We start from the raw sequence: 12,914 nt of genomic DNA, 5'->3' as shown, positions 1-12,914 counted from the left end.
CTAACCCAGCGGCCAGAGCCGGTCGACAGGCCGCTCAAGGACTCGCGCAGCAGCCGGGTGGAGGAGTCGCGGCGCGAGCCGGCCCTCCGCAACGGCCTTTGCCAGCCATTGCTCGATATTGCCGCCGCTCTCGATCCAGGTGTCGGCGCGCAGCAGCGCGTAGAGCCCGGCGGCGAGGACATGCATCCCGTCATCTGCCTTGCGCCAGCGGTCGGCGGGGTTGCGCGCGACGCCCAACGCCTCGCTGATCAGCTGATCGAGCGCCTGGCACAAATCCTCGTTCAGATAGCCTTTGAGCGTGGTGTAGCCCCAGCGCGGATCATGCTCGCGGACAATGCGCATCATCACTGCATCCTTTTCGAGCAGCGCCATCGCCGCCCTGGCCGCGGCGCCCTCCATCGGGATGGGCGGGTGCAGCATCTCGTGCGCGGCGATTCGAACGGTGAGCGCGACGTCATAATCGGCGGACTGGAGGAAGGTCTGGCCCTGCGCCTTGATCCCGTGCGGCTTGGAGAATTGCAGCAGCACGATCGAGATTTCCGGCTCGAAGGCGCGGCCGGTTAGCTTGCGCTGCCATTTGATCACATCGTAATTCGCCAGCGCGCGGGCGATTTCGGCGGCGCGCGCCTCGATCCCCGCCGCACGTTCGGCACGAAAGGCGGAAAAGCCCACGTCGCGCATCGCCGCGAATACAGCGCGCAGCCTTGGCGCGTTGGCGGTGAGCCAGGCCCAGTCCTTGGCGTCCCAATAGGGGCTGGCCTGATAGGCGGGGCGCACGCGGCCCTCCAGATCGTCGAAATTGGCGATCACCGCATCGAGGGTGGAGAGATCGGCGCCCGACAAAGTGGTGGAGAGATTGGGGCCGAGCAGACCGTAGTCCTTGCCCGCCTCCTTCCACAGCTTCGGGATATCGGCGCGAATCGCTTCGGGCAGCTTGGGCGCGAAGGCGGCGGCATCGGCGGCATAGTAGGTCTGGTAGAGTGGCTCGCCCGAAAGCGGGCCGAGAAAGGCGAATGCGTCATGCCCTTCCGACGACCCGACCTTCCATCGGGTAACGGGTGGCTCGGCCCGCGCAGCGGCGGGAAGGATGGCGCGGGCGGCGGCGAGCGAACCCAGCGTGGCGGTGAGGAAGAGGCGGCGGTCCATGACTGTGCTATTAGACTAAGGCACCAGACCCCGGCTTGAACGGACTTTGCCTAACCCGCCGCCTTGAGTTGCGACGGCGTGAATCCGGTCAGCGCCAGCGCGGCGCGGGCGAAATGCGCCTGATCGGCGAAGCCATGATCCGCAGCGAGCGCGGCCAGCGTCCCGTGCCAGCCGGCCAGCGCACGCACGGCGCTGCGGGTGCGCAGTTCGAGCCGGAAGCGCTTGGGGCTGACGCCATAGGCACGCGCGAAGCCGCGGCTGACCGAAGCGGGATCGAGGCCGGCACGATCGGCCCAGGCCGTGATCGACAGCGCCGGATCGCGGGCGAGCGTAGCGGCGAGGAGGTCCGGCCAGTCGCCCGGCCCAGAGGCTGCGGGCATCGCGGTCTCACGAACCAGTTCGGCGGCGGCATGGGGATCGCGTGCGGCCAGCCGGACGATGGCGTCGGCATCGGCGAGCCGCACCGGGCCCTCGGCAAGACCGGCAGGAAGCGGCAGGTTGAGGACCCGCGCACCCGCAGCCCCGAATCCGTCCTGATGCGCCGACCAGCCGTGATGGACCAGCGCCATCCCCGCTTCGGCGCGGATACGCCCGCCCTCGCCCGCTTCGAGATAGCCGCCGTCGAGCACGACCGCGACATAGCCCGAATCATGCCGGTGCCGCGCCAGCGCCTCGCCGGGAGCGTGGCGCGTCCAGCGCTTCATCCCGCGCGGCCGGGATGGCGGAAATGGATCACCGGATAGGGCCGGCCCTGCGGATCGGTTTCGGAGCGGCCGGTGCGGACAAAACCGCGCGCTTCGTAGAAGGGCGCGGCGTTGCTCGCCTGTTCGCTGGCATCGACCAGCGCATTGGGCGCGAGCGCGAGCGCGTGATCGACCAGCGCCGTCCCGATCCCGAGGCCATGCACCGCCGGATCGACGAACAGCGCGTCGATCATCTCGCAATCCATGACGAGAAAGCCCTGCGGACGGTCCGCGTCGTCGACCGCGAGCCACAGCGGCGCATTGGGCAGGAACTGCTCCGCCACCACGCGATCGATCTCGATCCGGTCTTCGGCGCTGAGAAAGCCGTGCGTCGCATCGACCGCGGCGCGCCAGATCTCCAGCGCACGCGGCACGTCCGCAGCGGTTCCGGCGCGGATCATCCCTGAAGATCGGGCGGCGTGGCTTCGCCCTTGAGCCAGGAAATCGCCTCGGCGAGCGGGATCACGCGCTGGCCTTCGACGCCGAGGGTACGGATCGCGACGGTGCCTTCCTCGGCCTCGCGCTTGCCGACCACCAGCAGATGCGGGACCTTCGCCAGCGAGTGCTCGCGCACCTTGTAGTTGATCTTCTCGTTGCGCAGGTCGCTCTCCGCACGGATGCCGGCGGCCTTGAGCCGGGCGACCGCGTCCTTCGCATAATCATCGGCGTCGGAGACGATCGTTGCGACCACCGCCTGGGTCGGCGCGAGCCAGGCGGGCAGGCGGCCGGCGAAGTGCTCGATCAGGATGCCGATGAAGCGCTCATAGCTTCCGAAGATCGCGCGGTGGAGCATCACCGGGCGATGCCGCTCGCCATCCTCGCCGATGTACGAGGCGTCGAGTCGGTCGGGCAGCACGCGATCCGACTGGATCGTGCCGACCTGCCACGTCCGCCCGATCGCGTCGGTGAGGTGCCATTCGAGCTTGGGGGCATAGAAGGCGCCCTCGCCCGGCAGTTCTTCCCAGCCATAGTCGGGCGTGTTGAGGCCCGCCGCGGCGACGGCGTCGCGCAGCTCGTTCTCGGCCTTGTCCCACATCTCCTCGGTCCCGAAGCGCTTTTCGGGGCGCAGCGCGAGCTTGATCGAATAGGTGAAGCCGAAATCCTTGTAGACGCGGTCGGCGAGCGCGCAGAACGCCTTCACCTCGTCGACGATCTGATCCTCGCGGCAGAAGATGTGCGCGTCGTCCTGGGTGAACTGGCGCACGCGCATCAGGCCGTGAAGCGCGCCGTGCGGCTCGTTGCGGTGGCAGCAGCCATTCTCGTAGAAGCGCAGCGGCAGATCGCGGTACGACTTGATCCCCTGACGGAAGATCAGGACGTGCGCCGGGCAGTTCATCGGCTTCAGCGCCATCCAGTCGGCATCGTTCGAGACGATCGGGCCGTCATCATCGACGTTGGGCACCTCGTCGGGAATGACGAACATGTTCTCGCGATACTTGCCCCAATGCCCGGACTGCTCCCACTGGCGCGCGTCCATCACCTGCGGCGTCTTGACCTCGCGATAGCCGGCGCCGTCGATCGCGCGGCGCATATAGGCCTCCAGCTCGCGCCAGATCATATAGCCCTTGGGATGCCAGAAGACGCTGCCATGCGCCTCCTGCTGGAGGTGGAACAGGTCCATCTCCGCACCCAGCTTGCGGTGGTCGCGCTTGGCCGCTTCCTCGAGCTTGTGGAGGTGCGCGTCGAGCTGCTTCTTGTTGAGCCAGCCGGTGCCGTAGATGCGCGTCAGCTGCGCATTCTTCTGGTCGCCGCGCCAATAGGCGCCCGCGACGCGCATCAGCTTGAACGCCTGCGGATCGAGCTTGCCGGTCGAGGCGAGGTGCGGGCCGCGGCACATGTCGAGCCAGTCGTCGCCCGACCAATAGACGGTCAGCTCCTCGCCCTCGGGAAGCTCCTTCGCCCATTCGGCCTTGAAGCTCTCACCCTCGGCGGTCCAGCGGTCGATCAGCGCCTGACGGCTCCAGACCTCGCGGCGGAGCGGTTTGTCGGCGCGGATGATCTCGCGCATCTTCTCCTCGATCGCGGGCAGATCGTCCATCGAGAAGGGATCGCGCGAGGCCGGGGCCATCACGTCGTAATAAAAGCCGTCGTCGGTCGCGGGACCGAAGGTGATCTGCGTGCCCGGGAACAGCGCCTGCACCGCCTCGGCGAGGACGTGCGCGAAATCGTGGCGCGCGAGTTCGAGCGCGTCCGCCTCGTCGCGCGCGGTGACCAATGCGAGGGCAGAATCGCCCTCCAGCGGGCGGCCGATGTCGCGCAGCTCGCCGTCGACGCGCGCGGCGATCGCCGCCTTGGCCAGTCCCGGACCGATCGCGGCGGCGATGTCCGCGGGGGTAGTCCCCGGCGCTACCTCGCGGACGGAACCGTCGGGCAGCGTAATTCGGAACATCTCGGACACGGGATCGGGCTTTCTGCTAGGGTCGTTGGAGCGCGGCTTATGCCCGCGCTGGTACAATATAGGCAAGAAGGCAGACGAAACGATGCCCGACCACCGCGTCACCGCGATCCTGCCCTGTCACGACCTCGACCGCAGCCAGGCATTCTACGAGCGGATCGGGCTGGTGCTCGACAGCGACTATGGCGATTACCGCATCCTGAGCGACGGCCGGGGCTGGCACCTGCACCTGCGCGCGCAGGACATGTCGAAACTGCAGGCACCGCACAATCCGTTCGGCCTGTACCTCTATGTCGAGGATGTCGACGCGGTGGCCGACAGAGTTCGCGAAGCGATCATCGAGCCGGGCGCGCCGCACCTCAAGCCCTGGGGAACCTACGAGTTCGCGGTGAGCGATCCGGACGGCGTACTGGTGCGCGTCGGCCGCGTCGCGCAGTAGCTATCCGCCCGCCAAGCGCCGCGCTAAAGGCGGGCGAATGGCCCTTGCCCGCCTTGTCCTCACCGATTTCCGCAATCACGCCGCGGCGACGCTGACGCCCGGCGCCGGCTTCGTGGTGCTGACCGGCGACAACGGCGCGGGCAAGACCAATGTGCTGGAAGCCGTCTCGCTGCTCGCCCCCGGCCGCGGCCTGCGCCGCGCGCCGCTGCCCGAGATCGCCCGGCAGGGCGGCGGCGGCGGGTTCGCGGTGGCGGCGACCCTGGCCGAGAGCGTCGAGATCGGCACGGGCACGCAAGCCTCTGCACCGGAGCGGCGGGTGGTGCGCGTCAATGGCGCAGCGGCGGCGGCGACCAGCCTCGCCGAATGGCTGACAGTGCTCTGGCTGACCCCGGCGATGGACCGGCTGTTCGTCGAGCCGGCGAGCGAGCGGCGGCGCTTCCTCGACCGGCTGACGCTGGCGCTGGCACCCGGTCATGCGCATCACACAGCGCGCTACGAAGCGGCGATGCGCGAGCGCAACCGGCTGCTCGGCGCGGACGAACCCGCCGACCCGGACTGGCTGACCGCACTGGAAGCCCGGATGGCGGAGCATGGCGCGGCGATCGACGCCGCGCGGCGCGGCGCGGTCGAGGCGTTGGCGGCGCGGCTGGCCGATCAGCCCGAGGGCGTGTTCGCACGGGCGGGACTGACGCTGGAAGGCGAACCGATAGCCGACCTCGCACAGGCACTGCGAGCAGGCCGTGCGCGCGATGCTGCGGCCGGGCGCACGCTGACCGGGCCGCACCGTCAGGATCTGTCCGTCACGCACCTCGGCAAAGGGCAGCCTGCGCAACTCTGCTCGACCGGGGAGCAGAAGGCGCTGCTGCTGGGCATTGTCCTCGCCCATGCCGAGCTGGTCGCCGACCGCACCGGCCGCGCACCGATCCTGCTGCTCGACGAAGTCGCCGCGCATCTCGACCCCAGTCGGCGGCGCGCGCTGTTCGATCGGCTGGCGGGGCGCGGACAGGTATGGATGACCGGCACCGAGGCCGAACTGTTCGACGGGATCGGCGAAGCTGCACGCTATACGGTGCGCGACGGGATCATTCTGCCAGGCTGACCGTCACGCAGCTTTTGACTGCCGGCACGATTCCCAGCATGTTTTTTGCGGGGGGAATTGAGCGATGCTGACCATTACCTTTGGTGAGCCGGCGTTCGACTGGACCTTTGCGGTCCAGACGGCCGGTTTGGCGCTGTCGCTGTTGACAACCTTCATCGCGTTTCAAGTCTGGCGAGTGGCCGGCAAGATCCGGAATCTCGATTGGATCAAGGTGCAGAACGAAGCGTGGAACGCCTACAACGCGCTGAAACTGACTTCGGAGAACGAGGCGCATTTCCGCGCGGTCGACAACCTCGTGGGCGGGCGCGATGTACCGAGGGGTATTCTGGAAAGCTATCCGGTCCGTGCGGTCATGTTCTCACGAATGAACATCATGGAGCGGGATTTCAGGGCGCTGCTGTACAAGCTCGTCCGCAACTATGACGGCTTTTACCTGGTCAACGAGATTCGCGAGTCCCGCCAGAACGCCCGGATCATCATCAATTTTCTGGTGAAGAGCGGATATGATCCGATGTTCGTGATGTTCTACCGGCGGGTCGCCCGCGAGTTCGCTGACAAGCCGAGGCTGACGACGATGAATGTGGATGCCATGGCGATCCTGCAAACTGTCAGGCGCGACAACGAACATCGCCGCACCAACGATCACCTCGAAGTACCTGAAGGGGTGCCGATCTAGCCGGGGCGCCGGCGCCGCACCGATCCGCGATGCGCGAGCTGGCCGCGCCGTTCCAGCATGGCCATCCGGCCGGTATAGCCGATCGCGAAGACCATGAAGGCGATCGTGACGGCGAAGACGAGAAGCGCGTCCATCATCACGCGCTCCACATCGCGTGGAGAGCGGCGATCAGCGTGATCCCGCTGACCATGCCAAGGATCAGCTCGAGCGGCTTGCAGGCGCCGAGCCAGTCGGTGATCCGTTCCCATCGAGTGCGATGGGCGTGAACCATTTGTCGATCACGTTCCATGCCGCATCACATGGCGCGAAGACCCATAAAATTGCCACGTCGAACCCGCGCGGTCGCCATTAAGTTTTCATAAGCGCGGCGGCGCCACGGGGTGACCCATTTTGCTTCCGTTTCGTGACTCGCGACCCTATATGCTCGGCATGGAATCGAACGATCAGAACACCCCCGAAAACACCCCGAACAGCAACAGCTACGGCGCCGACAGCATCAAGGTCCTCAAAGGCCTCGACGCAGTCCGCAAGCGGCCCGGCATGTATATCGGCGACACCGACGACGGTTCGGGCCTGCACCACATGGTGTTCGAGGTTTCGGACAATGCGATCGACGAGGCGCTGGCCGGTCATTGCGACAGGATCATCATCCAGCTGAACGCCGACGGATCGGTGAGCGTCGAGGATAACGGCCGCGGCATCCCGACCGGCATCCATGCCGAGGAAGGCGTGTCGGCCGCCGAGGTCATCATGACCCAGCTGCACGCCGGCGGCAAGTTCGAGAACACCAGCGACGACAATGCCTACAAGGTGTCCGGCGGCCTGCACGGCGTGGGCGTTTCGGTGGTCAACGCGCTGTCGGAGTGGCTCGACCTCAACATCTGGCGCGACGGCGAGGAGCATTACATGCGCTTCGCCTATGGCGACGCGACCGCGCCGCTCAAGGTGATCGGCCCGTCGAACGGAAAGAAGGGCACGCGCGTGACCTTCCTCGCGTCGACCGAGAAGGTTCCCGGCGACGGCGGCACGTTCAAGAACCAGATCGAGTACGACTTCGAGAAGCTCGAGCATCGCTATCGCGAGCTGGCGTTCCTCAATTCGGGCGTGCGCCTGTTCCTGCGCGACGCGCGGCACGAGGAAGTCAAGGAAGTCGAATTGTTCTACGAGGGCGGGATCGCCGCGTTCGTGAAGTGGCTCGACCGCAACAAGTCGCCGCTGTTCCCCGACCCGATCTCGGTCAACGGGCAGCGCGACGATATCGGCATCGACGTCGCGCTGGAGTGGAACGACTCCTATTACGAGAACGTCCTGTGCTTCACCAACAACATCCCGCAGCGTGACGGCGGCACCCACCTCGCCGCGTTCCGCGCGGCGCTGACCCGCACGATCAACAGCTATGCCGACAAGTCGGGGCTGCTGAAGAAGGAGAAGGTCACCCTCACCGGCGACGACATGCGTGAGGGCCTCACCGCGATCGTCTCGGTCAAGCTGCCCGATCCCAAGTTCAGCTCGCAGACCAAGGACAAGCTGGTCAGCTCCGAAGTGCGCCAGCCGCTCGAAGCGCTGATGGCCGACAAGATGTCCGACTGGCTCGAAGAAAATCCGGCGCTGGCCCGCGCCATCATCCAGAAGGTGATCGACGCCGCCGCCGCGCGCGAGGCCGCCAAGAAGGCGCGCGAACTGACCCGGCGCAAGGGCGTGATGGACATCGCGTCGCTCCCGGGCAAGCTCGCCGACTGTCAGGAGCGCGATCCGGCCAAGTCCGAACTGTTCCTGGTCGAGGGTGACTCGGCCGGTGGTTCCGCAAAGCAGGGCCGCGACCGCCACTTCCAGGCGATCCTTCCGCTGCGCGGCAAGATCCTGAACGTCGAGCGCGCGCGTTTCGACCGGATGCTGTCGTCCAAGGAGATCGGCACGCTGATCCAGGCGATGGGCACCGGCATCGGCCGCGACGACTTCAACCTCGAGAAGCTGCGCTACCACAAGATCGTCATCATGACCGACGCCGACGTGGACGGCGCGCATATCCGCACGCTGCTGCTCACCTTCTTCTACCGCCAGATGCCCGAGATCATCGAGAACGGGCACCTCTTCATCGCCCAGCCGCCGCTGTACAAGGCGAGCAAGGGACGGTCGGAAGTCTATCTCAAGGACGATGCGGCGCTCGACGACTATCTGGTCGAGGCAGGCGTCGGCGGCAACCGGCTTGAGACGAGCGAAGGAACCATTCTCGGCCAGGATCTTGCGCGGCTGGTCGAACATGCCCGCCGCATGAAGACGCTGATGCGCTATGTCCCGCGCCGCTACGATCCCGCGATCATCGAGGCGTTGGCCCTGGGCAGTGCGCTCGATCCCGAAGCGACGCGCGAGCAGCGCGGCGAGCGGCTCGCGGCGGTGACCAAGCGGCTCGACCTGACCGACGAGGATGCGCGCTGGTCGGCGCGCGTCACTGAGGATGGCGGCTTCCATTTCGAACGGCTGTGGCGCGGCGTGACCGATCACCACATCGTCGAGGCTGCGTTCCTGACCTCGGCCGAGGGCCGCAAGCTCCATGCGCTCGCGGCCGAGCAGGCCGAGAGCTATGCCGCGGTGTCCAAGCTCGTTTCGGTCAAGTCGGCGCAGGCGGAAGCCGAGGCGGCGCCCGCCGTCGAGGGCGAGGATGAGGAACCCGTGGTCGCCGCCAAGGGCGAGACCCTGGTCTCGCGCCCGAGCGAACTGCTGAACGCGATCCTCGCCTCGGGCCGCAAGGGGCTGTCGATCCAGCGCTACAAGGGGCTGGGCGAGATGAACGCCGAGCAGCTGTGGGAAACCACGCTCGATCCGCAGAATCGCTCGATGCTGGTGGTGGCGATCGATCAGGCGGATGTGGCGGACGAGATCTTCACCCGCCTGATGGGCGATGTGGTCGAGCCGCGCCGCGAGTTCATTCAGGAGAATGCGCTCAGCGTCGCCAATCTCGACGTCTGATCAGGGCGCGGGGCGCCTGCGCCCCGCCAGCCATTTGCGCACCCGGCCGGTATTGGCTTCGGTGAGCATCGAGAAACCATAGGCGAAGAACAGCGCAGCGAGGAAACCGAGGCAGACGAAGAGGAGCGACGTCATCGACGGCTCCTCCCGGACCGCGCCGACCTCGATCCCGGCGATCATCGCGAGAACCGGAAAATGGGTGACGTAGAGCGAAAAGCTTGCGCGGCTGCCATAGTGCGCCAGCCCCGTCAGGGCTCGTGGAAAGGCCGGGCGCATCGCGAGCAGCGCAGCCAGGAACGCGGCGAAGCTCAGGGCCACCGGAAACTCCCAGCCCGGAAGAGGTGCGGTGCGCTCCCAGGCAAGGATCGCCAGACCTAGAACGCCGGTCGCCCCGAGCGTGACACGCCGGCACAGCACTGCCTGCGCGATGCCCTTGCGCTCGACCACCCGGACCAGTGTGCCCAGCAGCCAGCAGACAAAGCCGAGCAACACCGAGGGGTACCAGAAGAAGATCGCCATCGCGATCAGGACCGGGGCCGGCCGTCGCGTCCGCCACAACAGGATCAGCGCCGGATACCAGAGATAGAACCACCATTCCCAGGCAAGGCTCCAGAGCGGCCCGTTGGTGCCCAGCGGGTGCACCAGCGTGTCCTGGAGGAAGAACAGATTGCCGATCCACACCGGCCAGGCGAGGTTCGCCGCGACGTCGGTGCGCAGGACATAGGTGTTGGTCAGGCCGAGATGCGTCGGCGTCCGCAGCCAGAACGTCCCGATCAGGTCGAGGCTGCCACCGATCAGCAGCGCCGGGATCAGGACGATCCATATCCGGGTCAGCCGGCCGGAAAGATATTCCTTCCAGCTCCAGCCCCGTTCGAGCCGCTGCTCGACCGATCGCGCGATCCAGTAGCCGGAGAGAACGAAGAACAGGATGACCGCGGCGTGCGAGAAGCCGGCGACGAAATAGCCGATCTTGGCCCAGAGCGGCGCGTCGCCATGATAGTCGGCGATGGTGAGATGCCAGGCGTGCGCGAACGCGACGACCGCGGCCAGCACGAATCGGGCAGCATCCATATAGGAATATACCGCGTTGCGCTCGCCACCGGTTTCGGCAGCGGATGTCGTCTTGGCCCCCATAGTTACGGATACGCATTAGTCGCAGCCGCCCACCGCGTCACCATCCGTAACATTTCGTAGCGGATGGTCGCGGATTCGGGGCGACGCAACGCTGCGCGGATTGCCGTCCGGTGCCATTGTTGTTTCACCCGTGCCCGCAAAAGGGGACGGGGCATGCGGGGTTTCTTCATCGGCGCGCTGGCGCTGGCACTGACGGTTCCGGCCGCGGCGGCGAATGACGAGGCGGAAGCCGGCGCCGACCTCGGCAGCGGCATGGCGAGCTATTTCAGCCGCGAGATGGCGGGCAATCGCACCGCCAATGGCGAGCGCTGCGACCCCGATACGCTGACCGCCGCGCACCGCACCGCGCCGTTCGGCAGCCGGATCCGCGTCACCAGCCTGTCCAGCGGCAGGAGCGTGGTGGTGCGGATCAACGACCGCGGACCGTTCAGCGGCGGGCGCGTGATCGACCTCTCGCACGCCGCCGCGCGCGAGATCGGGATGCACCGCACCGGCACCGCCAGGGTCAGCCTCGCACTGCTCGACGACTGAGGCACTTTCCGCATACCAGTTGCAGTTTCAGTCTATACCAATTTTGCGCTCGACCTAGACCAGAAAAGCCGTCACCATCCCGGTAAATAAGATCGGGAGGGGAGTTTATGACGGCACAGCCTGCGGTCGCGGGCCGGAACGAGCGCAAGGTGATCATCGCCTCGTCGCTCGGCACGGTGTTCGAATGGTATGATTTCTACCTGTACGGGCTGCTGGCGACGGTCATCTCCGCGAAATTCTTCTCCGGGGTGAACGAGACGACCGCGTTCATCCTCGCGCTCGGCGCCTTCGCCGCGGGATTCGCGGTGCGCCCGTTCGGTGCGCTGGTGTTCGGGCGGCTGGGCGATGTCGTCGGGCGCAAATACACCTTTCTCGTCACCATGGGCCTGATGGGCCTGTCCACCTTCGCGGTCGGCATCTTGCCGAGCTACGCCAGCATCGGCGTCGCAGCCCCGATCATCCTCGTCGCGCTCAGGCTGGTCCAGGGCCTGGCGCTCGGCGGGGAATATGGCGGCGCGGCGACGTACGTGGCCGAGCATGCTCCAGAGGGGAAACGCGGCCTGTTCACCAGCTGGATCCAGACCACCGCGACACTCGGCCTGTTCGCCGCGCTGCTGGTGGTGATCGGCATCCGCACCGCGATCGGCGAAGCCGCGTTCGCCGATTGGGGCTGGCGCCTGCCCTTCCTCGTCTCGATCCTGCTGCTCGCCGTGTCGCTGTGGATCCGCCTCCAGCTGGCCGAAAGCCCGGTGTTCCAGAAGATGAAGGAGGAGGGCACGACCTCCAAGGCACCTTTCACCGAGGCGTTCGGCCAGTGGCGCAACCTGCGCACCGTGCTGATCGTGCTGCTGGGTGCCGTCGCGGGCCAGGCGGTGGTCTGGTACACCGGCCAGTTCTACGCGCTGTTCTTCCTGGAGAAGACGCTGAAGGTCGATGGCGCGACCGCCAACATCCTGATCGCGATCGCGCTGGCGCTCGCCACGCCTTTCTTCGTGATCTTCGGGGCCCTGAGCGACAGGATCGGACGCAAGAAGATCATCCTGACCGGCTGCGCGCTGGCCGCGATCAGCTATTTCCCCACCTTCCACGCGCTGACCCAGGCGGCCAATCCTGCCCTTGCGGCAGCGCAGAGACAGGCGCCGGTGACGATCATGTCGAGCAACGACATCTGCTCGGTCCAGTTCGACCCGATCGGCGGCAACAAGTTCGACCAGTCGGGCTGCGACATCGCCAAGGCCTATCTCGCCAAGTCGGGCATCCCCTACAAGAGCGTGCCCGCGACGCTGCCGCCCGGCGCGCCGACGCTCAAATTCACGACCGTGCGCGTGGGCGAGGAGGATCATCCGGCGCCTGACCCGGTCGGGATCGCTCCTGCCGAGCGTGCCGCCGTGATCGCCGCCTATCAGGCGGAACTCAAGACGGCACTGACCAGGGCCGGCTACCCAGCCAAGGCCGATCCTGCGGCGATGAACAAGCCGCTGATCGTCGCCCTGCTCTTCTGGCTCGTGCTGCTGGTGACGGCAGTCTACGGCCCGATCGCCGCGCTTCTGGTCGAAATCTTCCCGACCCGCATCCGCTACACCGCGATGTCGCTGCCCTATCATATCGGCAATGGCTGGTTCGGCGGGTTCCTGCCGACGATCGCCTTCGCGATGGTCGCGGCAACCGGGGACATCTATTACGGCCTCTGGTATCCGATCATCGTCGCGGTGCTGACGCTGATCCTCGGCCTACTGTTCCTTCCCGAAACCTTCCGCCGCCGGATCGACGAGTCCGCGACATAA

At 66.7% G+C, this 12,914-nt stretch carries 13 protein-coding genes; 6 read left to right on the top strand and 7 right to left on the bottom strand.

Annotation, left to right across the window (positions count from 1 at the left end):
• From BDW16_RS13485 to thrS, 4 genes are read right to left on the bottom strand one after another with little or no spacing between them, the layout of a single operon-like run.
• Positions 1-1,146: a hypothetical protein gene (locus BDW16_RS13485; protein WP_066571645.1), complete on the bottom strand. Its 1,146-nt coding sequence runs from the start codon at positions 1,144-1,146 to the stop codon at positions 1-3.
• Positions 1,147-1,196: 50 nt separating this feature from the next.
• Positions 1,197-1,850, bottom strand: coding sequence for a helix-turn-helix domain-containing protein (locus BDW16_RS13480; RefSeq protein ID WP_066571647.1), 654 nt, complete (start codon positions 1,848-1,850; stop codon positions 1,197-1,199).
• Complete coding sequence (locus tag BDW16_RS13475) at positions 1,847-2,290, bottom strand: acetyltransferase (protein ID WP_066571649.1); 444 nt, start codon at positions 2,288-2,290, stop codon at positions 1,847-1,849. The genes BDW16_RS13480 and BDW16_RS13475 overlap by 4 nt, the downstream gene beginning before the upstream one ends.
• Positions 2,287-4,287 carry a threonine--tRNA ligase gene (gene thrS, locus BDW16_RS13470; RefSeq protein WP_066571655.1) on the bottom strand — a complete coding sequence of 667 codons (2,001 nt, stop codon included), beginning with the start codon at positions 4,285-4,287 and terminating at the stop codon, positions 2,287-2,289. The genes BDW16_RS13475 and thrS overlap by 4 nt, the downstream gene beginning before the upstream one ends.
• A gap of 82 nt (positions 4,288-4,369) precedes the next feature.
• On the opposite strand from thrS, the gene BDW16_RS13465 reads away from it, so the two are divergent.
• The 3 genes from BDW16_RS13465 to BDW16_RS13455 all read left to right on the top strand — a co-directional run bounded on the left by BDW16_RS13465 (position 4,370) and on the right by BDW16_RS13455 (position 6,498).
• On the top strand, positions 4,370-4,723 hold the full coding sequence (locus BDW16_RS13465) for a VOC family protein (RefSeq protein WP_066572791.1): 354 nt from the start codon (positions 4,370-4,372) through the stop codon (positions 4,721-4,723).
• Positions 4,724-4,760: 37 nt separating this feature from the next.
• A complete protein-coding gene (gene recF, locus BDW16_RS13460; RefSeq protein WP_066571658.1) occupies positions 4,761-5,822 on the top strand; it encodes a DNA replication/repair protein RecF in 1,062 nt (353 codons plus the stop codon).
• A gap of 64 nt (positions 5,823-5,886) precedes the next feature.
• Positions 5,887-6,498: a hypothetical protein gene (locus tag BDW16_RS13455; protein ID WP_066571659.1), complete on the top strand. Its 612-nt coding sequence runs from the start codon at positions 5,887-5,889 to the stop codon at positions 6,496-6,498.
• Here the strand turns inward: BDW16_RS13455 and BDW16_RS21355 are convergent.
• Both BDW16_RS21355 and BDW16_RS21805 read right to left on the bottom strand, forming a co-directional pair.
• Complete coding sequence (locus BDW16_RS21355; RefSeq protein WP_157081352.1) at positions 6,495-6,635, bottom strand: hypothetical protein; 141 nt, start codon at positions 6,633-6,635, stop codon at positions 6,495-6,497. The genes BDW16_RS13455 and BDW16_RS21355 overlap by 4 nt on opposite strands.
• On the bottom strand, positions 6,635-6,769 hold the full coding sequence (locus tag BDW16_RS21805) for a hypothetical protein (RefSeq protein WP_255265755.1): 135 nt from the start codon (positions 6,767-6,769) through the stop codon (positions 6,635-6,637). The genes BDW16_RS21355 and BDW16_RS21805 overlap by 1 nt, the downstream gene beginning before the upstream one ends.
• 149 nt (positions 6,770-6,918) lie before the next feature.
• Between BDW16_RS21805 and gyrB the strand changes: the two genes are divergently transcribed.
• Positions 6,919-9,465: a DNA topoisomerase (ATP-hydrolyzing) subunit B gene (gyrB, locus tag BDW16_RS13450; protein ID WP_174532012.1), complete on the top strand. Its 2,547-nt coding sequence runs from the start codon at positions 6,919-6,921 to the stop codon at positions 9,463-9,465.
• On the opposite strand, the gene BDW16_RS13445 is transcribed toward gyrB, so the two are convergent.
• Positions 9,466-10,599 carry an acyltransferase family protein gene (locus tag BDW16_RS13445; protein ID WP_066571662.1) on the bottom strand — a complete coding sequence of 378 codons (1,134 nt, stop codon included), beginning with the start codon at positions 10,597-10,599 and terminating at the stop codon, positions 9,466-9,468.
• Positions 10,600-10,752: 153 nt separating this feature from the next.
• Between BDW16_RS13445 and BDW16_RS13440 the strand changes: the two genes are divergently transcribed.
• Both BDW16_RS13440 and BDW16_RS13435 read left to right on the top strand, forming a co-directional pair.
• Positions 10,753-11,130: a septal ring lytic transglycosylase RlpA family protein gene (locus BDW16_RS13440; protein WP_066571664.1), complete on the top strand. Its 378-nt coding sequence runs from the start codon at positions 10,753-10,755 to the stop codon at positions 11,128-11,130.
• Between the two features lie 107 nt (positions 11,131-11,237).
• The gene (locus BDW16_RS13435; RefSeq protein WP_066571666.1) at positions 11,238-12,914 is read left to right on the top strand and encodes an MFS transporter; all 1,677 of its coding nucleotides are present in this window, start codon (positions 11,238-11,240) and stop codon (positions 12,912-12,914) included.

It is taken from the genome of Sphingomonas koreensis (assembly GCF_002797435.1).
Classification (GTDB): Bacteria; Pseudomonadota; Alphaproteobacteria; order Sphingomonadales; family Sphingomonadaceae; genus Sphingomonas; species Sphingomonas koreensis.
The sequence above is the reverse complement of the archived record's forward strand: the minus strand, read 5'-3'. Positions and strand labels throughout refer to the sequence as shown.